General features: G+C 64.8%; 25 protein-coding genes and 1 other RNA gene. 17 read left to right on the top strand and 9 right to left on the bottom strand.

Annotation, left to right across the window (positions count from 1 at the left end):
- Positions 1–145: 145 nt before the first annotated feature.
- A complete protein-coding gene (locus SLT36_RS27830) occupies positions 146–931 on the top strand; it encodes a class I SAM-dependent methyltransferase (RefSeq protein WP_432285169.1) in 786 nt (261 codons plus the stop codon).
- Here SLT36_RS27830 and nudC read toward each other — a convergent pair.
- Together nudC and SLT36_RS27820 are read right to left on the bottom strand one after the other, a co-directional pair.
- Positions 928–1,869, bottom strand: a complete 942-nt coding sequence (gene nudC, locus SLT36_RS27825; protein ID WP_432285168.1) for an NAD(+) diphosphatase — start codon at positions 1,867–1,869, stop codon at positions 928–930. The two genes, SLT36_RS27830 and nudC, sit on opposite strands and share 4 nt — an antisense overlap.
- Before the next feature lie 29 nt (positions 1,870–1,898).
- Positions 1,899–2,318: an HIT domain-containing protein gene (locus SLT36_RS27820; protein ID WP_432285167.1), complete on the bottom strand. Its 420-nt coding sequence runs from the start codon at positions 2,316–2,318 to the stop codon at positions 1,899–1,901.
- 149 nt (positions 2,319–2,467) lie between these two features.
- Between SLT36_RS27820 and SLT36_RS27815 the strand changes: the two genes are divergently transcribed.
- The 5 genes from SLT36_RS27815 (at position 2,468) to SLT36_RS27795 (ending at position 5,370) form a co-directional block, all read left to right on the top strand.
- Positions 2,468–2,710: a hypothetical protein gene (locus SLT36_RS27815; protein ID WP_432285166.1), complete on the top strand. Its 243-nt coding sequence runs from the start codon at positions 2,468–2,470 to the stop codon at positions 2,708–2,710.
- Positions 2,710–2,907 (top strand): DUF1772 domain-containing protein, encoded by a 198-nt coding sequence (locus SLT36_RS27810; protein ID WP_432285165.1) that lies wholly within the window; start codon positions 2,710–2,712, stop codon positions 2,905–2,907. The genes SLT36_RS27815 and SLT36_RS27810 overlap by 1 nt, the downstream gene beginning before the upstream one ends.
- A 65-nt stretch (positions 2,908–2,972) precedes the next feature.
- Positions 2,973–3,069: signal recognition particle sRNA small type (gene ffs, locus SLT36_RS27805), an RNA gene on the top strand.
- 117 nt (positions 3,070–3,186) lie between these two features.
- Positions 3,187–5,013, top strand: coding sequence for a DNA polymerase III subunit gamma/tau (locus tag SLT36_RS27800; RefSeq protein ID WP_432285164.1), 1,827 nt, complete (start codon positions 3,187–3,189; stop codon positions 5,011–5,013).
- A 33-nt stretch (positions 5,014–5,046) separates the two neighbouring features.
- Positions 5,047–5,370 carry a YbaB/EbfC family nucleoid-associated protein gene (locus tag SLT36_RS27795; protein ID WP_067965675.1) on the top strand — a complete coding sequence of 108 codons (324 nt, stop codon included), beginning with the start codon at positions 5,047–5,049 and terminating at the stop codon, positions 5,368–5,370.
- A gap of 82 nt (positions 5,371–5,452) precedes the next feature.
- Here SLT36_RS27795 and SLT36_RS27790 read toward each other — a convergent pair whose 3' ends face one another.
- On the bottom strand, positions 5,453–6,493 hold the full coding sequence (locus tag SLT36_RS27790; protein ID WP_154385921.1) for a zinc-dependent alcohol dehydrogenase family protein: 1,041 nt from the start codon (positions 6,491–6,493) through the stop codon (positions 5,453–5,455).
- 192 nt (positions 6,494–6,685) lie between these two features.
- Between SLT36_RS27790 and SLT36_RS27785 the strand changes: the two genes are divergently transcribed.
- The 3 genes from SLT36_RS27785 (at position 6,686) to SLT36_RS27775 (ending at position 9,565) form a co-directional block, all read left to right on the top strand.
- Complete coding sequence (locus SLT36_RS27785; protein WP_432285163.1) at positions 6,686–7,396, top strand: cell wall hydrolase; 711 nt, start codon at positions 6,686–6,688, stop codon at positions 7,394–7,396.
- A 102-nt stretch (positions 7,397–7,498) separates the two neighbouring features.
- Positions 7,499–8,104 (top strand): recombination mediator RecR, encoded by a 606-nt coding sequence (recR, locus tag SLT36_RS27780; RefSeq protein WP_067965671.1) that lies wholly within the window; start codon positions 7,499–7,501, stop codon positions 8,102–8,104.
- Between the two features lie 192 nt (positions 8,105–8,296).
- Entirely contained in the window at positions 8,297–9,565 is a 1,269-nt protein-coding gene (locus tag SLT36_RS27775; RefSeq protein WP_432285162.1) for a lytic murein transglycosylase, read from the top strand.
- A 147-nt stretch (positions 9,566–9,712) separates the two neighbouring features.
- On the opposite strand, the gene SLT36_RS27770 is transcribed toward SLT36_RS27775, so the two are convergent.
- Together SLT36_RS27770 and SLT36_RS27765 are read right to left on the bottom strand one after the other, a co-directional pair.
- Positions 9,713–10,714 carry an LLM class flavin-dependent oxidoreductase gene (locus SLT36_RS27770; RefSeq protein WP_432285161.1) on the bottom strand — a complete coding sequence of 334 codons (1,002 nt, stop codon included), beginning with the start codon at positions 10,712–10,714 and terminating at the stop codon, positions 9,713–9,715.
- Between the two features lie 126 nt (positions 10,715–10,840).
- Positions 10,841–11,893 carry an LLM class flavin-dependent oxidoreductase gene (locus SLT36_RS27765; RefSeq protein ID WP_432285160.1) on the bottom strand — a complete coding sequence of 351 codons (1,053 nt, stop codon included), beginning with the start codon at positions 11,891–11,893 and terminating at the stop codon, positions 10,841–10,843.
- Between the two features lie 219 nt (positions 11,894–12,112).
- Here SLT36_RS27765 and SLT36_RS27760 point away from each other — a divergent pair, with 219 nt between their 5' ends.
- Positions 12,113–12,541, top strand: a complete 429-nt coding sequence (locus SLT36_RS27760; protein WP_432285159.1) for a DUF6481 family protein — start codon at positions 12,113–12,115, stop codon at positions 12,539–12,541.
- Between the two features lie 243 nt (positions 12,542–12,784).
- On the opposite strand, the gene sugE is transcribed toward SLT36_RS27760, so the two are convergent.
- Positions 12,785–13,099: a quaternary ammonium compound efflux SMR transporter SugE gene (gene sugE / locus SLT36_RS27755; RefSeq protein ID WP_184773330.1), complete on the bottom strand. Its 315-nt coding sequence runs from the start codon at positions 13,097–13,099 to the stop codon at positions 12,785–12,787.
- Positions 13,100–13,254: 155 nt separating this feature from the next.
- The gene (locus tag SLT36_RS27750) at positions 13,255–13,380 is read right to left on the bottom strand and encodes a hypothetical protein (protein WP_018426265.1); all 126 of its coding nucleotides are present in this window, start codon (positions 13,378–13,380) and stop codon (positions 13,255–13,257) included.
- Positions 13,381–13,534: 154 nt separating this feature from the next.
- Between SLT36_RS27750 and SLT36_RS27745 the strand changes: the two genes are divergently transcribed.
- Positions 13,535–14,512 (top strand): cation diffusion facilitator family transporter, encoded by a 978-nt coding sequence (locus tag SLT36_RS27745; RefSeq protein WP_432285158.1) that lies wholly within the window; start codon positions 13,535–13,537, stop codon positions 14,510–14,512.
- 42 nt (positions 14,513–14,554) lie between these two features.
- Positions 14,555–14,959: a GFA family protein gene (locus tag SLT36_RS27740; RefSeq protein WP_432285157.1), complete on the top strand. Its 405-nt coding sequence runs from the start codon at positions 14,555–14,557 to the stop codon at positions 14,957–14,959.
- A 17-nt stretch (positions 14,960–14,976) separates the two neighbouring features.
- Here the strand turns inward: SLT36_RS27740 and SLT36_RS27735 are convergent, their stop codons facing one another.
- Positions 14,977–16,242, bottom strand: a complete 1,266-nt coding sequence (locus SLT36_RS27735; RefSeq protein WP_432285156.1) for a DNA recombination protein RmuC — start codon at positions 16,240–16,242, stop codon at positions 14,977–14,979.
- 103 nt (positions 16,243–16,345) lie between these two features.
- Between SLT36_RS27735 and def the strand changes: the two genes are divergently transcribed.
- The 4 genes from def (at position 16,346) to truA (ending at position 19,202) form a co-directional block, all read left to right on the top strand.
- Positions 16,346–16,876 (top strand): peptide deformylase, encoded by a 531-nt coding sequence (def, locus tag SLT36_RS27730; protein ID WP_432288521.1) that lies wholly within the window; start codon positions 16,346–16,348, stop codon positions 16,874–16,876.
- Positions 16,877–16,993: 117 nt separating this feature from the next.
- On the top strand, positions 16,994–17,929 hold the full coding sequence (fmt, locus tag SLT36_RS27725; protein WP_432285155.1) for a methionyl-tRNA formyltransferase: 936 nt from the start codon (positions 16,994–16,996) through the stop codon (positions 17,927–17,929).
- On the top strand, positions 17,926–18,435 hold the full coding sequence (locus SLT36_RS27720; RefSeq protein ID WP_067965654.1) for a GNAT family N-acetyltransferase: 510 nt from the start codon (positions 17,926–17,928) through the stop codon (positions 18,433–18,435). Before fmt ends, SLT36_RS27720 begins: the two co-directional genes overlap by 4 nt.
- 23 nt (positions 18,436–18,458) lie before the next feature.
- Complete coding sequence (gene truA, locus SLT36_RS27715; protein WP_432285154.1) at positions 18,459–19,202, top strand: tRNA pseudouridine(38-40) synthase TruA; 744 nt, start codon at positions 18,459–18,461, stop codon at positions 19,200–19,202.
- A gap of 50 nt (positions 19,203–19,252) precedes the next feature.
- Here truA and SLT36_RS27710 read toward each other — a convergent pair whose 3' ends face one another.
- Complete coding sequence (locus SLT36_RS27710) at positions 19,253–19,792, bottom strand: Lrp/AsnC family transcriptional regulator (RefSeq protein ID WP_432285153.1); 540 nt, start codon at positions 19,790–19,792, stop codon at positions 19,253–19,255.
- Between the two features lie 48 nt (positions 19,793–19,840).
- Here SLT36_RS27710 and SLT36_RS27705 point away from each other — a divergent pair, with 48 nt between their 5' ends.
- The gene (locus tag SLT36_RS27705) at positions 19,841–21,007 is read left to right on the top strand and encodes an MFS transporter (protein ID WP_432285152.1); all 1,167 of its coding nucleotides are present in this window, start codon (positions 19,841–19,843) and stop codon (positions 21,005–21,007) included.
- Positions 21,008–21,012 lie beyond the last annotated feature (5 nt).

The following is a 21,012-nucleotide window of genomic DNA, read 5'->3' as shown; positions in this document are numbered from 1 at the left end:
CCCGGCGGCACCCCGGAGCTCGCCGGGATGGGTGCCCGCGCGCAACTGCCGGACCTCCGCCAGGCCACTATAGTCTCGTCTCACCACAGATTGAATTGTGCGTTCGCTACACCTGGCGCAGCATCGGCTGCGCTAGGACAAGCCCATGGGCACGGCTGCCATCCAGGGAGAATTGTGGGGCGCCAAGGCGCGCGACTGGGCCGAGGTCCAGGAACCCGCATGGCGGCCGGTGTTCGAAAATGTCATGATGCTGGTCGGCGTCGGGCGAGGTAAGAGGCTGCTCGATGTCGGCTGCGGCGCCGGTGGATTGCTAAGTCTTGCGCGAGAGCGTGGCGCGGCCGTCGCAGGCCTCGACGCGTCGGAGGCGCTGGCGGCCATCGCACGACAGCGCTTGCCTGACGCCAGCATCGAAGTCGGCGAGATGGAGGAATTGCCCTTCGTCGACGGCGCCTTCGACATCGTGACTGGCATCAACGCTTTCCAGTTCGCAGGCGACATGGTCCGCGCCCTAAGCGAGGCGGCTCGGGTTTGCGACGGCCGCGGCATTGTTTTCATGCTGGTTTGGGGCCAGCGCGACAAGAGCCAGTTGCAGCTGGCAGCGATGAGCGCGCTCGGGCCGTTGCTGCCGCCTTCGCCCGCATCTGCCGTGCCACCGCTTTCGAACCACGGGGTGATCGAGACGTTCATGAGCAAGGCCGGGCTTGAGCCGATCGATGACGGGCAACTTGACGCCACCATCGTCTTCCCCGGTAAGGACATAGCTTTGCGAGCCTTCGCTTCGGCCGGGATTGTCACGCGCGCCGAACGCCATTCGGGGGCCGACAGAGTTCGGGACGCGCTGGTCGATGCCATTGCGCCCTATGTTCGCGCAGATGGTCAGGTCGCGCTCGCCAACCAGTTTCGCTGGGTGAAGGCGAGGCCTGCGCCCTAGTCGCTCTCCGCCCAGGTGCGGATGAGCTGGTGCGCGATGGCATGTCCCGGCGGCACCCTGAGCTCGCCGGGATGGGTACTGGCGAGCATCTGCAGGACCTCCGCCCGGGGAAACCAGCGGCAGTCCTCAAGTTCGTCGGTGTCCCTTGAAATGTCCTCGTTCAGCGCCTCGCCATAGCAGCCGATCATCAGCGAGTAGGGGAACGGCCAGGGCTGGCTCGAATGGTAGACGACGCGACCGAGCCGGATGCCGGCTTCCTCGAGCGTTTCGCGCCGCACCGCCGCCTCGATGGTTTCGCCCGGCTCGATAAAGCCGGCGAGCGCCGAATAGACACCCGGCGCGAAATGCCGGCCGCGCCCCATCAGGCACTTGTCGCCCGACACCGTCAGCATGATGGCGACGGGGTCGGTGCGCGGGAAATGCTCGGTACCGCATCCCGTGCAGCGGCGCTTGTAGCCGCCGGCGCGCATTTCGGTCGCAGCACCACAGCGGCCACAGAAGCGGTGGCTGGCATGCCAGGCAAGCAGTGCCGCGCCCTGCGCCAGGGCGCCGAGACCGGCTTCGTCGGTCAGGCGTTGCGCCAGAATCGAGCGGAAGTCGATGGATTTGATGTGCTCCGGTAGGCCCTCCTGCTCCGCAGCGACGGGCAGGGCCAGCATGGCGATGTCGTCAGCGCGGCCGAGCAGGATCGCCTCGCCGGTCCCAGGCCCCAGCGCCTCGGCTGCCGCGCGCGAGAAATAGGGGTTGGCCGACCCGCCGCTGAAATCGAGCAGCAACCGCCCTTGCGCGACCAGAATCAGTCTCGCGCCGGGTTCGGCGAGGGCCTTCACAGCCGAATCGTCGCTGCGCTTTTCCGACTGGCGGTCGATGATGTTGCCGGAGAAGCCGAGGAAATGGCTGGCTTCACGCTTGGGGGCGTCGAACAGGCTGAAAGGCATCTGGAACTCTGGTGTGCGTCAGGGCAGCGTTATAGAGCCGACTTGATGCTCTCGGCAAACCGGTGAAGATCGTCGCGGCGATAGGGCTGGCGCACGCCATGGCCCCAGACCGGGCCGGGCCAGCCGGGATCGCCCTCGGTGCGCGCGACGACGTGAAAATGCAGCTGCCTCACGATGTTGCCGAGCGCGCCGCTGTTGATCTTGGCGCAGCCGGTCGCGCTTTTGAGCGCATGCGCCACCATGTTGCTCTCGAAGGTCAGCATCGCCTGGTCGAGCGGGGTCAGGTCATGGATTTCCTCGACGCCGGGGCGCTGCGGCACCAGCACCAGCCAGGGCCAGCGCTGGTCGTTCATGACGCGCAATTCGCAAAGGCCGAGCCACATCAGCGGTTCGCTGTCGGCGTCGAGACGCGAATCCAGCGTAAACCCGGCCTTGAGCCCCGAAATCATTGGCGTTTCCCTTGTTTGATCGAAGGCTAGAGTGTGGCTGTCACGGCTGCAAGCGAATCATTGAAAAGGTTGGCCCTGAAACGTTGGCGCAGTAACGCACCGCGCGTTGCACCGATATGCTATGCGTCGAACGTCAGCGGAGATGCGCAATGTTTGCCGGTCACTTTGCCCTGGTTCTCGCGGCCGCCTTTGCCGGTGCGGCATTCTACATCAATTTCGCCGAACAGCCCGCACGGCTTGGCCTCGACGACAAAAATCTGCTTGCCCAGTGGAAGCCGAGCTATGCCGCCGGCTTCACCATGCAGGCGAGCCTGGCATTCGCCTCCGGCATGCTCGGCCTTCTCACCGCCTGGCTGACCGCGGATTGGCGCTGGGTGGGGGCGCCGCGCTGATGCTTGCCAATTGGCCCTATACGCTGCTTGGCATCATGCCGACCAACAAGCGCATCGAGGCGATACCGAACGAAGAGGGCGGTGTCGCGTCCCGCAGGCTGATCGTGCATTGGGGCACGCTGCATGCGCTGCGCACCGGCCTCGGCATCGCGGCAACGCTTTCCTATCTCTGGGCGCTGAATTCCGGCGGCGCCTGATCGCCGCATCGACATGTCGCCCAAGGCTCTTGCAATTGGTGCGGCAATTGCCGATATGGAGGTTGGGAGGTTGGTGGTGGACGATCCACTCGCCAACCGGGTCAGGTCCGGAAGGAAGCAGCCCTAACGAGCCCGGAACGGGTCATTGTTCCAGCCTCCCGCCTCTTCGCCCTTCTCCGCGTCATTGACGGCGTTGCGCCGTGCGGGCGAAACTCGTTTCGCGGAATCGGCCCTCGTGGCCGTGGCAGGGGCGCCAATACCAACGGGCGAACGGGGCGGATGAGCGAAGCCGGACAGACCGATAAAACCAAGGACGGCGCCTATCGCGTTCTCGCGCGCAAGTACCGTCCTGCGGATTTCACCGCACTCGTCGGCCAGGAGCCGATGGTCCAGACGCTCACCAACGCCTTTTCCTCGGGTCGTATCGCCCAAGCCTGGATGCTGACCGGCGTCCGCGGTGTCGGCAAGACCACCACCGCCCGCATCTTGGCGCGCGCGCTCAACTACAAGACCGCTGACATTGACCGCCCGTCGGTCGACCTGTCGGTGCTCGGCGAGCACTGCCAGTCGATCATGGAAGGACGCCACGTCGACGTCATCGAGATGGACGCCGCGTCCCACACGGGCATCGACGACATCAGGGATATCATCGACCGTGTCCGCTATGCGCCCGTGTCGGCGCGCTACAAGGTCTATATCATCGACGAGGTGCACATGCTCTCGACGCAGGCTTTCAACGGCCTGCTGAAGACGCTGGAAGAGCCGCCGCCCCACGTCAAGTTCATCTTCGCCACCACTGAAATCCGTAAGGTTCCGATCACGGTGCTGTCGCGCTGCCAGCGCTTCGACCTGCGCCGTATCGACGCCGGCAAGCTTGTCGGGCATCTCCGCAACATTGCCCGGCAGGAAGGCATTTCGGTCGAGGACGACGCGCTTGCCATGGTCGCGCGCGCGGCAGAGGGCTCGGCGCGCGATTCTTTGTCCATCCTCGACCAGGCCATTGCCCATGGCGGCGGTACGGTGACCACGGAAGCTGTACGCGCCATGCTCGGCCTTGCCGACCGGGCGCGGGTGGTCGACCTGTTCGAAAACATCATGAAGGGCGACATCGCCGCTGCCCTTGGCGAGCTGCGCGCCCAGTACGATACCGGCGCCGACCCGGTGGCTGTGCTCAACGACCTTGCCGAATTCACCCATCTTGTCACCCGCCTGCGCTTCGTGCCGTCGGCGGCCGACGACGCCTCGCTGTCCGAGGACGAGCGCAAGCGCGGCGTGGAATTCGCCCAGGCCTTGTCGGTGCGTGTGCTGTCGCGTGCCTGGCAGATGCTGCTCAAGGGCATTCCCGAGGTGCAGTCGTCCAATCGTCCGGTCAGTGCCGCCGAGATGGTGTTGATCCGGCTGGCGCATGCCGCTGATCTGCCCACTCTTGACGAGGCATTGAAATCCCTCGGCGACGCGCCGCCGCAGCCTTCCGGCGCACCACGCAATGGCGGCATGCCGGCCGGTGGCGGCAATGGCGGAGGCGCTTCGGCCGTGTCGCAGGCGCGCGTGCCGGTCAGCAATGGCGGCGGCCAGGCGATGCGCCTGGTTGAAAGCGCGCCAGCGCCTACGGCCTTTCTCGCGCCGACGCCGGCCCCGGAACCGGTTGTCGATGCCGTGCCTGTGCGCACCATCGCCGAACTCGCGAACCTTGCCGAAGCCAATCGCGAAATGGCCTTCAAGGTGCTGATCCGCCGTGCCGTGCGCCCGGTGCGCATCGAGCCCGGCCATATCGAATGCAGCCTGACTTCGGACGCCCCGCGTACCTTCCTCAACGACCTGACGGTGAAGCTGAAGGCCTGGACCGGTCGTCACTGGATGGTGTCGCTGTCCAAGGAAGAGGGCGGGCCGACGCTTGCCGAGATCGAGGCGACCAAGCGCGAGGTCGCGCTGACAGACGCCAAGGCGGACCCGACGGTGGCGGCGATCCTGGCGCGCTTTCCCGGCGCCAAGATCATCGACGTGCGGCTGCCGACAACAGCGGATGCGCCCGATATCGATACCGACACCGAGTTGCAGCCCGATCCGGGCATCGGTCTCGACAATGACGACGACGACCCGTTCTGAGACGACCCGTTCTAAGACGAAAGGACAAAGACGATGAAGGATCTCCTCGGCCTGATGGGCAAGGCGAAGGAAATGCAGGCCAAGCTGCAGGCCATGCAGGAAGAAGTTGCCCTGCTCGAAGCCACCGGCCAGTCCGGCGGCGGCCTCGTGACGGTAACCCTGTCCGGCAAGTCGGAAATGAAGGCGCTGAAGATCGACCCGTCGCTGCTTAGGGAAGGCGAGGGCGAGATCCTCGAGGACCTGATCGTCGCCGCGCATAACGACGCCAAGGCCAAGGTCGAGGCGACGATGCAGGAAAAGACCAAGGCGCTGACCGCCGGCCTGCCGATCCCGCCCGGCATGAAACTGCCCTTCTGAGAATAGGCAATAGCGACTAGCCAATGGCGGCGCGGCGCTTGAGGTTCAGGCGCCGTTCCTGATCTATCTGTCCACTGTTCTCCTAGAATCTGGTCACGACGCTGATCCCCAGCCCTTCGAACCGGTCCATGGCCATCAGCGCTGCCGGGGCGTCGTCGAGGCTGATGTGCTTGCCGACCAGCAATTGCGGGGCAAGCTTGCCTGCCTCGATCATCTGCATCATCGCCTCGTAGCGGAACGCCTGCATGCCGTGGCTGCCGAGGATTTCGAGTTCATGGGCGATCACCTTGCCCATCGGGATCCTGGGATCGGCATGGTCGCCGAGCATCAGCCCGACCTGGACGTGGCGGCCACGCCGGCGAAGGTTGGCGATCGAGTTGTAGCAGGTGGCGGGATGGCCGAGCGCGTCGAGCGACAGATGCGCACCGCCCGCCGTGAGCTCGCGCACCGCGCCGACGACATCGGTCTCGCGTGAGGCATTGATCGTCGCCACCGCGCCCATTTTCCTGGCAAAGTCGAGCTTCTCGTCCGAGAGGTCGATGGCGATTGCATTGGCGCCCGACGCGGCCGCGATCATGATCGCCGACAGGCCGACACCGCCGCAGCCGTGCACTGCCACCCATTCGCCTGGCTTGACACGGCCCTGGTCGACGACGGCGCGGAACGAGGTGATGAAGCGGCAGCCGAGGCTGGCTGCGGTGACGAAATCCATGCTGTCGGGCAGCCGCACCAGGTTGGTGTCGGCGAAATCGACAGCGACATATTCGGCGAACGAACCCCAGGCGGTGAAGCCCGGCTGGAACTGGTGTTCGCAGACCTGGTGATTGCCCGAGGTGCATTCAAAGCAGCGTCCGCAGCCGCCCACGAAGGGCACCGTGACGCGGTCGCCGGCCTTCCAGCGCGTGACCTGCCGGCCGGCGGCGACGACGACGCCGGCGAGTTCGTGGCCCGGCACATGCGGCAGGGTGATGTCGGCGTCGTGTCCCATCCAGCCATGCCAGTCGCTGCGGCAGAGCCCGGTGGCCTCGACCTTGATCACCACGCCGCCGGGTGCAGGCGCCGGTTCGGCGACAGTCTGGACCTTCGGCGGTTGCCCAAATTGTTCGAACAGCACGGCTTTCATGGTCGTCTCCAACTGATTTTCGGCCGCCAGAATGCGTGCCTTTGCCTGTCATTGACCTGACCATAACGACCGGCCGTTGCAGAGGCGAGCCCGGCCAGGAGGCGCTGTCTGCCGCTCGGCCATCATTTTGCCCGAAACGGGCGCATTCTTGCTGCAATCTGGGGACGTGGCGGGCTTACGAGAGGGGCGCATTTGATCGCCAAAAATTGGAAGATGCCGATTTTGGTCGGCGTCGTCGCCTCGCCGTTCATCGTTTCCGGGTGCACCACCAGCAAGCTCGCTGACGGGATCACCACGAGCTCGGTCCGTTCGGGTTCCTACGCCTATTCGGCGAAGGACAAGGAATGCCTGGCGCGCGCGATGTTCTTCGAATCCAACCGCTCGAGCCGCGATGGCCTGGTTGCCGTCGGCAGTGTCGTTATGAACCGGCTCAGGTCGGGCGAATATGGTGACACTGTCTGCGGCGTCGTCGGCCAGAAGGGCCAGTTCGCGCCCGGCGTGCTGTCGCGGCCGATGAATTCGCAGGCCTTGCCCGACGTGCAGGCGGCAGCAGAATCCGTGCTCAAGGGCGAGCGCCACCCCAAGGTGAAGCCAGAGGTGATGTTCTTCCATACCGCCGGGCTGAAGTTCCCTTACAAGAACATGCACTACACCACAGTTGCCGGCGGCAATGCGTTTTACGAGAAGCGCAGCCGGCGCAAGCTGCCCGTGGCCGAGCCGGACACGATGGTCGCTTCCGCCGCACAGCCGACGCTGCCGGGCGTCGTCGAGCAGCAGCCGACCACGGTCGCTTCTGCCGGCTCCGACGCGGCGTTGGCCAGCGCGATGTCGTTTCAGGCGACACCGGAAAACGCCGACGCGATCGGCGCGCTCATTGCGAGCCAGGAACGGCCGATGGAATGAGGGATGGCGAATAGTCAGTAGTGAGTGGAGGAACGAGGCCGCGGCCGCTCCTCGGCCCACTATTCACTACTCACCATTGCCTAGTCGTTTTATATCGCTTCCATGTCCAAGCGAATCGCCGGTCCCGAGATCGAACGCCTGATCCAGCTTCTGGCCAAGGTGCCGGGGCTCGGCCCGCGTTCGGCCCGCCGCGCCGCCCTTCACCTGATCAAGAAGAAGGAACAGCTGCTGGCGCCGTTGGCCGCCGCCATGGGCGAAGCGGTCGACAAGGTCAGGGTGTGCTCGACCTGCGGCAATGTCGACACCTCCGATCCGTGCATGATCTGCACCGATCCACGCCGCGACCCCACCACCATCATCGTCGTCGAGGACGTGTCCGACCTCTGGGCCCTGGAGCGGGCCGGCGCGATGAATGCGAAATTCCATGTGCTTGGCGGCACGCTGTCGCCGCTCGACGGCGTCGGCCCCGATCAGCTGACCATCAGGCAACTGGTCACCCGCATCGCCGAGGGCGGGGTCAGCGAGGTGATCCTGGCCGTCAACGCCACCGTCGAGGGCCAGACGACCGCGCATTACCTGACCGACCAGCTCTCCGGTTTCGACGTAAAGGTGACGAGGCTGGCGCATGGCGTGCCGGTCGGCGGTGAGCTCGATTATCTCGACGAGGGCACGCTGTCGGCCGCATTGAAGTCGCGGACTGTGTTTTGACGCAATTGCGGTGAAGGAAGCTGCATGAGCAAACTTTCTGAAGCGTCGCAGCTCCGTCCTACCCCCCTCTGCCCTGCCGGGCATCTCCCCCGCAAGGGGGGAGATTGGCAGCTTCTGGCACGTCGCCGATCTGGCTACGCTGGCGATTGGCGGAAACGGTGGCGACAGCTGATATCCCCCCTTGTGGGGGAGATGGCCGGCAGGCCAGAGGGGGGTGCGAAGAGACGAAAGCTCTCAGTGCTGGCCGCCTTCGCAGCAGCGCTCGTCACGTTCGGTGCCGCCCCTGCCTCCGCCGCCAGGATCGACGACCAGTTCCAGGCCTGGCTGACCAAGGACCTGTGGCCGGAAGCCAAGGCCAACGGCATCTCCAGGGCGACCTTCGATGCGGCGTTCGATGGCGTAAGACCCAATCTCAAGCTGCCCGATCTCGTGCTCCCCGGCGAAAAGCCGAAGACGCCGAAGAAGCAGCACCAGGCCGAGTTCGGCTCGCCCGGCAACTACTTCTCCGAAAAGACGCTCGGTGCCGTTACATCAGGCGGACGCAGTCGTGCCGGCGCAAATGCGAAGACACTTGCCGCGATCGAGAAGCGTTTCGGCGTGCCGGGCGGCGTGGTGCTGGCGATCTGGGGCCGCGAATCGGGCTTCGGTGCCGCCAAGATGCCTTACGACGCCTTCGAGGTGCTGGGCACCAAGGCCTTCCTGGCGACCCGCAAGGACATGTTCCGCAAGGAGCTTTTGGCCGGGCTCGAAATGCTCGAACGCGGGCTGGTCAGTCGCAAGGCGATGCGCTCGTCCTGGGCCGGTGCGCTCGGCCAGCCGCAGTTCCTGCCGACCTCGTTCCTGAAGCATGCCGTCGATTTCGACGGCGACGGCCGCGCCGACATCTGGAACTCGACGCCTGACACGCTGGCCTCCATCGCCAACTATCTCGTCCATTATGGCTGGGCAAAGGGCCGCGACTGGGGTTTCGAGGTGTCGCTGCCGGAGAGCGTCACCTGTGCTCTGGAAGGCCCCGACCAAGGCAAGAAGATCTCGGACTGGGCCGCGATGGGAATCACCCGCGTTGGTGGCAAGCCCTTCCCTCAGAATGAGGCACGGGCCGAGGGTTTCCTGATGATGCCGGCGGGGCGCAACGGCCCGGCCTTCATTGTCACGCCCAATTTTTATGTGCTCAAGGAATACAACGAGAGCGACGTCTACGCGCTGTTCATCGGCCACGGCGCCGACCGGATCGCGTCCGGCGACCGACGTTTCGTGGGCAACTGGGGCAAGGTCGATGGGCTCTACCGCTCCGACGTCGCCACCATGCAGCGCGGCCTGGAAAAGCTCGGCTACGACGTCGGCGGCGCCGACGGTCTGCCGGGCTTCAAGACGCGCCGGTCGATCGGCGACTGGCAGGCGAAGAATGGCCGTGCGGCGACATGTTTTCCCGACAAGGGCCTCGTCGAGGCGATGCGGTAATTTCCTTCGCCCCGTTTACGGGAGAAGGTGGCCCGAAGGGCCGGATGAGGGACGGTGCCAACTGCCGAGTTCAGCCCTGCCCCTCACTCTGCTGTGCTCGCAAGCTCGCTTCACTTCCCTCTCCCCGTAAACGGGGCGAAGGAACGGCTACGCTGCCTTCGCCAATCCGGCACCGACTTCCGCAAGGATCTCATACGAACGCTTGCGTGACTGATGGTCGAACACCTGGGCGGTGACCATCAGTTCGTCGGCACCGGTACGCGCGATGAATGCCTTGACGCCGCGCCGGACCGTGTCGGGCGAGCCGACGACGGCGCAGGCAAGCGTCTGCGACAGCATCTGCCGCGCGACCGGGTCGAGCTCGCGCTCGTAGCCTTCGAGCGGCGCGGGCAGGCGGCCGGGACGGCCGCTGCGCAGGTTGACGAAGGCCTGCTGTACCGAACTGAACAGAAGCTTCGCCTCGGCGTCCGTATCGGCGGCGACGATGTTGATGCCGGCCATGACATAGGGTTTGGCCAATCGCTCCGACGGCTGGAAGCGCGAGCGGTAGATCTCGATCGCATGGTCGAGCTCCGAAGGGGCGAAGTGCGAGGCAAAGGCGTAGGGCAGGCCAAGCATGGCGGCGAGCTGCGCGCCATAGAGACTTGATCCCAGCACCCAGACTTCGACCTGCTCGCCCTCGCCGGGCACGGCGCGGATGCGCTGTTCGGGCGTTGCCGGATCGAAATAGCCCATCAGCTCGACAACATCCTGCGGGAAATTGTCGACGCCGGCCTCGAGATTGCGGCGCAGGGCGCGCGCGGTCAGCATGTCGGTGCCGGGCGCCCGGCCGATGCCGAGGTCGATACGGCCGGGGTGCAGGGCGGCAAGCGTGCCGAACTGTTCAGCGATGACCAGCGGCGCATGGTTGGGCAGCATGATGCCGCCGGCGCCGACGCGAATGGTGCTGGTGCCGGCCGCGACATGGGCGATGACCACCGAGGTCGCAGCACTGGCGATGCCGGCCATGTTGTGGTGCTCGGCCAGCCAGTAGCGATGGAAACCGAGCTTTTCGGCGTGGCGAGAGAGGTCGAGCGTGTTCTTCAGCGATTGGGCGGCGGTGCTGCCTTCGGTGACCGGGGAAAGGTCGAGGACGGACAAGGTGGTCATGAGGCAGCTCCGGCGGGTGGGGACCCGCCGGATATAGGAAGCGTCACCTGCACAAACAAACCTTCCCGCCGAGGGTATGTTTTGGTCCAGCGGCTGGAACGCTCCGGTTTGCCTTCGGCTGACCGCTCACGCCGCCGAGTTGACGGCGGCAGCGCCCAGTTCCTTGCGAACCAGCGGCGCCACCTTGGTGCCGTAGAGCTCGATCGCCTTCATGATCTTGTCGTGGGGCATGATGCCGATTGCCATCTGCAGCAGGAAGCGGTCGTTCTTGAAGATCTTGTGCTGGGCCACGATCTTCTCGGCCACCGCTTCCGGATTGCCGACGAACAGCGCGCCGTTCGGACCGCGCGACTGGTCGAAATGCGCCCTCGAGGTCGGTCCCCAGCCGCGCTCGCGGCCGATGCGGTTCATCACCTCGGCCTGAGGCAGGTAGAAGTCGTCGGCCGCCTGTTCGGTGGTCTCGCCGATGAAACCATGCACGTTGATGCTGGTGGCGAGCTTGGCCGGATCTTGGCCGGCACGGCGCGCCGCCTCGCGATAGAGGTCGAAGAGCGGCGCGAAGCGGGCCGGCTCGCCGCCGATGATGGCGAGTGCCAGCGGCAGGCCGAGCACGCCGGCGCGCGCCGCCGACTGCGGTGTGCCGCCAATGGCGATCCAGATCGGCAAAAGCTCCTGATAGGGGCGGGGATAGACGCCGCGATCATTGATCGGCGCACGGTGTGTGCCTTGCCAGGTCACGCGCTCGCTGTCGCGCAGTGCCAGGAGCAGATCGAGCTTCTCGGCGAACAGCTCGTCGTAATCCTCGAGGTTGTAGCCGAACAGCGGAAACGATTCGATGAACGAGCCGCGGCCGGCCATGATCTCGGCACGTCCGCCCGACAGCTGGTCGAGCGTGGCGAACTGCTGGAACACGCGCACCGGATCGTCCGATGACAGCACAGTCACCGCGCTGGTCAGGCGGATGCGCTTGGTGCGTTCGGCGGCGGCGGCCAGCGCCACGACCGGGGCCGAGGCGGCATAATCGGGGCGGTGGTGTTCGCCAAGGCCGAAGACGTCGAGCCCGACCTGGTCGGCCAGCTCGATTTCTTCGATGAGATTGCGCAGCCGCTGGTGCGCTCCGATGGCACCAGGCCCCGGCTCTGGGCTAACGTCGGCAAAAGTGTAGAGGCCAAGTTCCATGAAGTCTGGTCCTGTCGCTATTGTTTGTGCTAGAGGTAACCCTCGCTCCACGAGGTCGCCAGACGCGATCTAGTGAACAATCCATATCGAGATTGGCGTCAAAGAGCGTTTCCTATCCGCAACATCACGCGAATTCATGGGAGACATGCCTTTTTGGCGCTTGAACTATGCCTTCGTGCGCGTATGTAAGCGGCGCGAAGTGACTCCAGGGAAATCAAATTGGCAATCTACCGAGAAAAAGACGTCTTTGAGCGGCGTAACGCTGCCAATGACGCAAAGAAAGCTCTCCTCGAAAAGTACAAGGCCCGCCCCGCAGCTGACGATCCGGCCGTTCTGGCCCGTCAGGCCGAGCGCAAGGCTATCCTCGAAGCTCGTGCCATCCGCGAAGCCGAGAAGGAAAAGCTGAGGCAGGAACGCCTGGCTCGCGAAGCCCTTGAGAGGGCCGAGCGCGAAGCCAAGGCTGAAGCCGCACGTCTCGCCGCCGAAGAGGCTGCACAGGCAGAGGCAAAGGCACGCGAGGCCGAAGAGGCCGACCGTATCAGCCGCGTGCTCTCCGACGAAGCCGAGCGCAAGGCAAAGCGCGACGCGCGTTATGCTGCCCGCAAGGCGCGCGGCAAGCGGATGCCGCCTTCGGCCAATTACGGCTGAGTGCAGGCACACTTTCGCCTGCACGCGCCGGAATGACGCATCGGCCCGCTAGCCGGGACCGATAGCGCAAAACTCACATCGTCAGCGATTCGCGACCGGGGACTTGCCAAGCCCTGGGCGCGGATCGCTTTTGCGCGTCCGACGCATAATGCGTCGACCCCTGTGGATGTCAGGGCGTGCCAGATGAGAAATTGGGAAAGGTGAAGCCCGCCCGTTTCGGGCGGGCCGCCGCAAGTCTGCGGATCAGGCGACCAGCTTGAGGCCGACGATGCCCGAGACGATCAGCCCGATGCAGGCGAGGCGAAGTGCTGTGGCGGGCTCGCCGAGCAGCCAGATGCCAAGCATCGCGGTGCCGACTGTGCCGATACCGGTCCAGATCGCATAGGCGGTGCCGACGGGCAGTGTCTTCAGCGCCAGGCCGAGCAGGCCGAGGCTGACGATCATCGAGGCAATGGTGAGGATGGTCGGCATCGGCTTGGTAAAGCCATCGGTATATTTCAGGCCGATAGCCCAACCGATTTCAAAAATTCCCGCGAAAAACAGATAAGTCCAAGCCATGGAACGCTCCAATGGGATGGCGGGTCGTCCCGGCCGGTTTTTAGGGGAAGCGCAGGGCCGTCCCTGCGCCCGCTCAGATAGGATTTTCCGAGGAGGAGTTCAACCCGCGCCCGGCCGTGAAAGCCGGGCGAGGTCTGCGTCGGCTCAAAAGGAGCTTACTTGTCCTTTAGCTTGGTCGCCTGAACAGGAGGCGCCTTGAAAGCCGGCGCAGGTGCAGGCTTCTTGGCGTCTTTCTTGGGTTTCCGGGCTTCTTTCCCGGCTTTCATCGCACCCTTGGCCATGATTCGTTTCTCCCGCTGCTGAGAAGCGAAGTGAAACGCGAAGTTGTCGCGCTTGCAAGAGGGGTCTTCAAACACCGGCCTGCAGGATACGGGCGCAGCGAAAAGAGCTTGAGCATGACCTCCTGCTGGCTACAGTCATCCGGGTGAGGCACCGATGGCAGGACATTCCGGCTCCAGGCTTGTTATTTTCGCGGCGATTGCCGGCAATCTGCTGATCGCCGTCACCAAGTTCGTCGCCGCTGCCTTCACCGGCAGTTCGGCGATGCTGTCGGAAGGCGTGCATTCGCTCGTCGACACCGGCAACGGACTTTTGCTGCTCTACGGGCTGCATCGCGCCGCCCGGCCGCCTGATCTCACCCACCCGCTCGGCCATGGCCGCGAGCTCTATTTCTGGAGCTTCATCGTTGCCCTGCTGGTCTTCGCGCTTGGTGCCGGCGTGGCCTTCTACGAAGGCATCATTCACATGCTCGACCCCGAGCCGATCGAAAACCCGCTCATCAACTACGTCGTGCTCGGCATCTGCATGGTGTTCGAGGGCGGCTCCTGGCTGGTGGCGCTCAGGGAATTCCGCCGCAGCAAGGGCAGTCTCGGCTACATCCAGGCGGTGCGACGGAGCAAGGACCCGAGCGTCTACACGGTGCTGTTTGAAGACAGTGCCGCCTTGATGGGCCTGGTCATTGCCTTTGCCGGCATCTTTGCCGCGCATTATTTCGAGCAGCCCTGGCTCGACGGTGCCGCCTCGATCGGCATCAGCCTGATCCTTGGCGCCACGGCGGTGTTCCTGGCGCGAGAGAGTAAGGGTTTGCTGATGGGCGAGCCGGCTTCGGCGGACGTGCAGGCGGCGATACTGGCGATCGCCCAGGCCGATCCCGCCGTCGAGCAAGCCAATGGCGTGCTGACAGTGCATCTGGGGCCGGAGCAGGTGGTTGCCGGGCTCAGCCTCGACTTCGTCGACCACATCTCGGCGGCGGAGATCGAAGCCTGCGTCGAAAGACTGGAGACGAAGCTCAAGGCCGAAGTTCCCGAGGTGACGTCGGTGTTCGTCAAGCCGCAGACGTCGCAGCGATGGAAGCTGCGTCATGACCGGATCGTGAACCCGAAGGCAGGGACGCCGATGCCCGAAGGCGGCTAGTGTGCCCGTGAATCACGCATTGCAGGACAGGAGGAGTTCGAAGTGAAGATCGAAGGCGGGTGCCATTGCGGCGCCATTACCTACAAGGCCGAAATCGACCCGGAGAAGACGGCGATCTGCCATTGCACCGATTGCCAGAAACTGACCGGAACGGCCTTTCGCGTTACCGTTCCGGTGCCGGAGGACAAGATCGCGTTTTCGGGAGCGCCGAAGATTTACGTCAAGACAGGCGACAGCGGTAACAAACGCGCTCAGGGCTTCTGCCCCGAATGTGGCTCGCACCTGTTCGCCACTTCGGTCGGTGACGGACCCAAGGTCTATGGGCTGAGGACCGGAACTTCGGACCAGCGCGAGCAACTGGTGCCCCGCAAACAGGTCTGGCACCGATCGGCATTGCACTGGCTGCCGGAGTTCGACGGCATGGAGACGGTGGAGAAACAGTCCTGAGGGCAGGGCTTGCTGCGCTAGTCGCTTTCCTCGACGACGCGCAGCCTGAGCTGCCCAGTCTTGGAATCGGCAGCCCGGGCACCCGGAGGCTGGGTCTTGGCCGTAGCTTCCGCCTCGCCGGCATGGCCCGTGCCGAATTCCAGCGCCTCGATCTTTTCGCCGCGTTTGGTGACCTTGGACGACGATACGAGAATGTCGTCAATGTCCTTGCTCGACTGATCGAAATGCGTCTTGAGTTTACGCACGCGTTCGTCGAGGCGGCCGACATCTTCCATCAGGCGGATGACCTCGCCCTGGATCAGGTGCGCTTGTTCGCGCATGCGGGCGTCCTTGAGGATCGCCTGGATGACCTGGATCGACAGCATCAGCAGTGACGGCGACACGATGACGACGCGGGCGCGGTGAGCACGCTGCACCAGCGATTCGAAGTTCTCGTGGATTTCGGCGAAGATCGATTCCGAGGGCACGAACATGAAGGCGGTGTCCTGGGTCTCGCCCGAGATCAGGTACTTGTCGGCGATCGCCTTGATGTGGACTTCGAGATCGCGCCGGAAGGCCTGGGCGGCATATTTCTGCGCTTCAGCCGCACCTTCGGTATCGGCTGCCGCGCGAATGGCGTTCCACGCCTCGAGCGGAAACTTGGCATCGATGACAAGTGACGGCGCGCCGTTCGGCATCCTGACAAGACAGTCCGGCCGGTTGTTGTTCGACAGCGTCGCCTGGAATTCGTAGGCGCCGAGCGGCAGGCCGTCGGCGACGATCGTCTCCATGCGCGACTGGCCGAAGGCGCCGCGCGTCTGCTTGTTGGAGAGGATCGCCTGCAGTTGCACCACCTGGCCGGCAAGCGACTGGATGTTGCCTTGTGCGGTATCGATGACCGCCAGCCGCTCCTGCAGCTTGGCCAGGCTCTCATGCGTCGATTTCGTCTGCTCGGTCATTGTCTGGCCAAGGCGGCCGGTCATGGCGTCAAGACGTTGGCTCAGCGATTGGGTCAGCTCCGCCTGGCGCGAGCCGAAGATTTCGGCCACCGTGCCGAGCCGGCCCTGCATCTCCGCCTGCGCTTGCAGGATGCCCGCCATGCGGGCCTCGGCATCACGGGCGTGGTCGGCGGCCTCGGCGGCTGCAACCGCGCGCGCCTTGGCCGAGCGCCACAGCGCCACCATCAGGACGGCGACAAGTGCGACGAACAGCACGGCTGCAAACAGCAGCGCCTGCCCGAGCGTGAGCACGGAGGCACCAAGCTGGGCGATGGGGGCGGACAGGATGCTGGAAAGCTCGTTCATGGCGCGCACCATAGCCGATTCGCACAAAAGGTTCAGATCAAAACGGGAACATCCTGGATCGAGCCCTGTTGACGGTTTTCGCCTGACATCCTAGTTGATGCGCATGACCATCAAGCCGCTCATCATCCTGCCCGATCCGCTCCTGCGCCTGGTTTCCAAGCCGGTCGAGCGCATCGACGACGCCACCCGCAAGTTCGCGCGCGACATGCTCGACACCATGTATGACGCGCCGGGCATCGGCCTTGCCGCCATCCAGGTCGGCGAGCCGCTGCGCATACTGGTGATCGACCTTGCCAAGGAAGGCGAGGAGCCGGCGCCGATGACGGTTATCAATCCCGAGATCGTCTCGCGTAGCGACGATCGCTCGATCTATGAGGAAGGCTGCCTCTCGATCCCGGACTATTACGCCGAGGTCGAGCGCCCGGCCAAGGTGCGGGTCAAATATCTCGACGAGAACGCCAAGGAGCAGGAAGTCGAGGCCGACGGTCTGCTGGCCACCTGCCTGCAGCACGAGATCGATCATCTCGATGGCGTGCTGTTCATCGACTACATCTCCAAGCTCAAGCGCGACATGGTGATGAAGAAGTTCAAGAAGCTTGCCAAGGACCGTCCGCCGAGCCGCATGGTGGGGTGAGAGTCTGGCGGACCGGAGACTTCGACGGGCTTGACCTGAAGCTCGTAAACCCGTTTGAAACGATAGCCTGAACGGTCGGCCGACGCCGTCCGGGGCTGTGCGGGATAGCCTAGCAGAATGAGCCTTCGCGTCATCTTCATGGGCACGCCGGATTTTTCCGTGCCGACGCTGCGTGCGATATCAGAAGCCGGCCACGAGGTCGTTGCCGTCTATTCGCAGCCGCCGCGCGCCGCAGGGCGCCGCGGGCTGGAGCTGACGCTGTCGCCGGTGCAGCGCGAGGCCGAGCGGCTGGGTATTGAGGTGCGCACGCCTCTGTCGCTGAGGGGTGAGGCCGAACAGGCGGCCTTTGCCCAGCTTAAGGCCGACGTCGCAGTGGTCGTTGCATACGGTTTGCTGCTACCCAAGGCCATTCTTCAGGGCACGCGGCTGGGCTGCTACAACGGCCATGCCTCGCTGCTGCCGCGCTGGCGCGGGGCGGCTCCGATCCAGCGCGCCATCATGGCAGGCGATGCGGAAACCGGCATGATGGTCATGCGGATGGAAGAGGGATTGGACACCGGACCCGTGGCTCGACTTGAAAAAGTCGCGATTGGACCCGACATGACGGCCGGTGAACTGCACGACCGCCTGATGGCGGAAGGCGCTTTGCTGATGGTGGACGCTCTCGCAGAGCTCGAAGCGGGCAAGCTGGAAACGGTGCCGCAGCCATCGGAAGGCGTGACCTACGCCAAAAAAATCGATAAAGCGGAGACGCGGATCGATTGGACCTTGCCGGCGACGGCGGTCGACAACAATATCCGCGGCCTGTCGCCATTCCCCGGCGCATGGTGCGAAATCGAAATCAGCGGACGAACCGAGCGCTTGAAAATACTGCGCTCGCAACGCGCCGCTGGACAAGGAGAGCCGGGAACGGTTCTCGACGACCGGTTGGAGATTGCCTGCGGCGACGCTGCCGTGAGGTTGGTCGAGGTACAAAGGGCGGGAGGAAAACCCGTCACCGCGGATGAATTCCTGCGCGGTGCCAAGATCGAAAAAGGAATGAAGTTGTCATGAGCATGATGTCGATTAGGGCAGCTACGCCCCGCGACCGCGAGGCGATCCGCCTCGTCGAAGAACACGCCTTCGGGCAGCAGGCCGAGGCTGGTCTCGTCGATGCGCTCGTTGCCGAAGGCGATGCGGTCGTCGAACTGGTGGCTGAAGAGGATGGCGATGTGGTTGGCCACATCCTGTTTTCCAGGCTTTACATCCAGAACGGCGGCAAGACGGTTCCGGCGGTGGCGCTCGCCCCGCTGGCGGTCGAGCCCGATTTCCACGGCACCGGCATCGGTGGCGCGCTGGTCCGCGAAGCCCACATCCGGCTCAAGGATGCCGGCGAGACGATCGCCGTGGTGCTTGGCGATCCGGCCTATTATGGCCGCTTCGGCTACAGCCATGAGCGTGCAGCAGGGTTCGAGAGCGACTACCAGTGCGACGCACTGCAGGCCCTGGCCTGGGGCGAGGCGCCCGAGACGGGCAAGCTGGTCTATGCCTCGGCCTTCGGTACTGCTCTGGCCGCGTAAAGCGGCCGGAGGTTTGACTGCACATGCCGCGCTATCGCCTCGATCTGGAATATGACGGTCGCGCCTATGCCGGGTGGCAGCGGCAGGCTGGCCTGCACACCGTGCAGGCGGCGATCGAGCAGGCGATCCTGAAGTTCTCGGGCGACGAAATCTCGCTGCGCGGCGCCGGCCGGACCGATGCCGGCGTGCATGCCACGGCTCAGGTCGCTCATGCCGACCTGACCAAGGCCTGGGCCGACGACAAGGTACGCGACGCCGTCAACGCGCATCTGCAGATGGCCGGCGAAACCGTCGCCATCATCGCCGCCCGGCAAGTGCCTGACGAGTTCGATGCCCGCTTCTCCGCCACCGGGCGGCACTATCTCTACCGTATTCTCAACCGCCGCGCGCCGGCGGCGCTCGAGCGTGGCAAGGTCTGGTGGGTGCCCAAGCGCCTCGACCACGAGGCGATGGCGGACGCCGCCAGGCTCCTGCTCGGCCGGCATGATTTCACCACCTTCCGCTCGACGCAGTGCCAGGCGAACAGCCCGCTCAGGACGCTTGCCCAGCTCGACGTGACGCGCAGCGGCGACGTGATCGAAGTCAGGACGTCGGCGCGCTCGTTCCTTCACAATCAGGTCCGCTCGATGGTCGGCAGCCTGAAACGCGTCGGCGAGGGCGGCTGGACTGCCGACGACCTCAAGGCAGCCCTCGACGCACGCAACCGCGCCGCCTGCGGCCAGGTCGCGCCGCCCGACGGGCTCTATCTCAGCGGCGTCGATTACTGATCTTTCGAGCTGCATACGGAAAGCCGCGGCGCACAGGTCCTGGAATAGCTTCAGTAGATCGGATTGGTGCCGAGCTTCGGCGCCGGCCAGTCCTGGGTGATGCCGGGCTGCACAGGCCGTTCGAGATAGGTCGACAGCACGACATAGCTGCGCGTCGAGGTCACGCCCGGCGTGTCGTAGATGCGGGCAAGCAGCCCCTCCAGTGCGCGGGTGTCCTCGGTCCGCACCTTGAGCAGGATGCAGGCGTCGCCGGCAACCGTGTGGATTTCCTCGACCTCCGGAAACGACGAGACCGCCATAAGTTCCGGCGTCTTGCCCCAACCCCTGGTGTCGACATGGACGAAGGCCAGCAGCGGCTTGCCGACAGACCTCGGATCGGCCATGGCCACGGTCTGGCGGATGGCACCTGACCGGCGCATGCGCTTGACCCGCTCGTGCGCCGCCGGCGCCGACAGACCTGCCTTTTCGCCCAGTTCGGCGTAGGAGACCGTCGCGTCCTCGACCAGCGCGCCTAACAGCCTTCGGTCGGCGGCATCGATCGAGCGCTCCGGCAGGCGGTTCTGCCGAATGCCGTCTGTTTCTTCATCCATCCGGAAATTCTCCGTTGAAGCCGAACATCATTCGGAGAATATGCGGCAATGTCGAACGTTGATCAAACACTTCCTGCTGCTGCCGAACCCGTGGCCCGCATTCCCCGGGCTGCCTATCTATTGACCGGCTGCATTGCCGTCATCGGTTCCAATTCGCTGGTCCTCGGCCCGATCGCGCCCGAGGTTGCGGCAGGCTTCGGCAGTTCCGTGCCGGTGGTCATGACGGCGGCCTCAGCCTTCGGGTTGGGCACCGCGGCAAGTGCTCTCTTCCTTGCCCGCTACATCGACCGCTTCGGCGCCAAGCGCATGTTGCAGCGGGCGCTGGCGTTGCTGGCCGTAGCCCTTTTGGCCAGTGCCGCGGCACCCCAGGTCATTGTGCTGGTCGCAGCGCAATTGCTGGCCGGCATCGCGGCCGGAATAGCCCTGCCGGCGATCTATGCCAGCGCCGCGGCCGTTGCACCACCCGGCCGCGAAAGCGGAACCATCGGCGTCGTGCTGACCGGCTGGACGCTGTCGATGGTCGCCGGCGTGTCGATGTCTGCCGTGCTCGCCGACCTCGTTCACTGGCGCGCGGTATTCGCAGCGGTGGCGCTGCTCTCTGCCATTGCGCTGGCAGCGATTTCGGCGATGTCGGCCGACGACAAGCCGGCCGGTGGTGTCGCACCAGCGCCGCTGGGAGCGCTGGCGACGCCCGGCATCGTCCCGTTGTTGATCGCCTGTGGCGCCTTCATGACGGCGTTTTACGGCGTCTATGGCTATCTCGGCGATCATCTGCATCAGGCGCTCGGCCGGCCGGTCAGCGCCAATGGCCTCGCCGCCATTTCCTACGGCATCGGTTTCGGCGCTGCCGCACTGCTGGACGGCATTGTCGATCGCCTCGGCGCCCGGCGCGTCATGCCGATAGCCTATCTCGGAGTGGCGGCAATCTATGTGCTCATCGCGGCAGTCGCCGGCACCTTCACCATCCTGATCGCCAGCATGGCCTTGTGGGGCTTGGGCAACCATTTCGGGTTGAACGTGCTGGTCATGCGCCTGTCCGCGCTCGACCCTAGCAGGCGTGGAACCATCATGGGGCTGAACAGCGCGGTGACCTATCTTGCCGTGTCGGTCGGCACCACCGCCTTCGGGCCGCTCTACGCCAATTACGGCTTTGCCGCTTCCGCAGTCGTTGCGGCCGTACTGATGCTAGGTGCTGCCGCTGCTGCCTGGCGTTGAGCTCC

It is taken from the genome of Aminobacter sp. BA135 (assembly GCF_050859125.1).
Classification (GTDB): Bacteria; Pseudomonadota; Alphaproteobacteria; order Rhizobiales; family Rhizobiaceae; genus Aminobacter; species Aminobacter ciceronei.
This window is presented reverse-complemented; position numbering and strand designations above follow the sequence as displayed.

Bases quoted from the DNA above. Each gene is read 5' to 3' on its own strand.
- SLT36_RS27770 (WP_432285161.1), bottom strand. From the start codon at position 10,714: ATGACCACCTTGTCCGTCCTCGACCTTTCCCCGGTCACCGAAGGCAGC.
- SLT36_RS27810 (WP_432285165.1), top strand. From the start codon at position 2,710: ATGCTTGCCAATTGGCCCTATACGCTGCTTGGCATCATGCCGACCAAC.
- SLT36_RS27710 (WP_432285153.1), bottom strand. From the start codon at position 19,792: ATGGATGAAGAAACAGACGGCATTCGGCAGAACCGCCTGCCGGAGCGC.
- truA (WP_432285154.1), top strand. From the start codon at position 18,459: ATGCCGCGCTATCGCCTCGATCTGGAATATGACGGTCGCGCCTATGCC.
- SLT36_RS27765 (WP_432285160.1), bottom strand. From the start codon at position 11,893: ATGGAACTTGGCCTCTACACTTTTGCCGACGTTAGCCCAGAGCCGGGG.
- SLT36_RS27735 (WP_432285156.1), bottom strand. From the start codon at position 16,242: ATGAACGAGCTTTCCAGCATCCTGTCCGCCCCCATCGCCCAGCTTGGT.
- SLT36_RS27820 (WP_432285167.1), bottom strand. From the start codon at position 2,318: ATGATTTCGGGGCTCAAGGCCGGGTTTACGCTGGATTCGCGTCTCGAC.
- SLT36_RS27720 (WP_067965654.1), top strand. From the start codon at position 17,926: ATGAGCATGATGTCGATTAGGGCAGCTACGCCCCGCGACCGCGAGGCG.
- SLT36_RS27830 (WP_432285169.1), top strand. From the start codon at position 146: ATGGGCACGGCTGCCATCCAGGGAGAATTGTGGGGCGCCAAGGCGCGC.
- recR (WP_067965671.1), top strand. From the start codon at position 7,499: ATGTCCAAGCGAATCGCCGGTCCCGAGATCGAACGCCTGATCCAGCTT.
- def (WP_432288521.1), top strand. From the start codon at position 16,346: ATGACCATCAAGCCGCTCATCATCCTGCCCGATCCGCTCCTGCGCCTG.
- nudC (WP_432285168.1), bottom strand. From the start codon at position 1,869: ATGCCTTTCAGCCTGTTCGACGCCCCCAAGCGTGAAGCCAGCCATTTC.
- SLT36_RS27775 (WP_432285162.1), top strand. From the start codon at position 8,297: ATGGCCGGCAGGCCAGAGGGGGGTGCGAAGAGACGAAAGCTCTCAGTG.
- SLT36_RS27705 (WP_432285152.1), top strand. From the start codon at position 19,841: ATGTCGAACGTTGATCAAACACTTCCTGCTGCTGCCGAACCCGTGGCC.
- sugE (WP_184773330.1), bottom strand. From the start codon at position 13,099: ATGGCTTGGACTTATCTGTTTTTCGCGGGAATTTTTGAAATCGGTTGG.
- SLT36_RS27750 (WP_018426265.1), bottom strand. From the start codon at position 13,380: ATGGCCAAGGGTGCGATGAAAGCCGGGAAAGAAGCCCGGAAACCCAAG.
- SLT36_RS27795 (WP_067965675.1), top strand. From the start codon at position 5,047: ATGAAGGATCTCCTCGGCCTGATGGGCAAGGCGAAGGAAATGCAGGCC.
- SLT36_RS27790 (WP_154385921.1), bottom strand. From the start codon at position 6,493: ATGAAAGCCGTGCTGTTCGAACAATTTGGGCAACCGCCGAAGGTCCAG.
- SLT36_RS27745 (WP_432285158.1), top strand. From the start codon at position 13,535: ATGGCAGGACATTCCGGCTCCAGGCTTGTTATTTTCGCGGCGATTGCC.
- SLT36_RS27815 (WP_432285166.1), top strand. From the start codon at position 2,468: ATGTTTGCCGGTCACTTTGCCCTGGTTCTCGCGGCCGCCTTTGCCGGT.
- SLT36_RS27800 (WP_432285164.1), top strand. From the start codon at position 3,187: ATGAGCGAAGCCGGACAGACCGATAAAACCAAGGACGGCGCCTATCGC.
- fmt (WP_432285155.1), top strand. From the start codon at position 16,994: ATGAGCCTTCGCGTCATCTTCATGGGCACGCCGGATTTTTCCGTGCCG.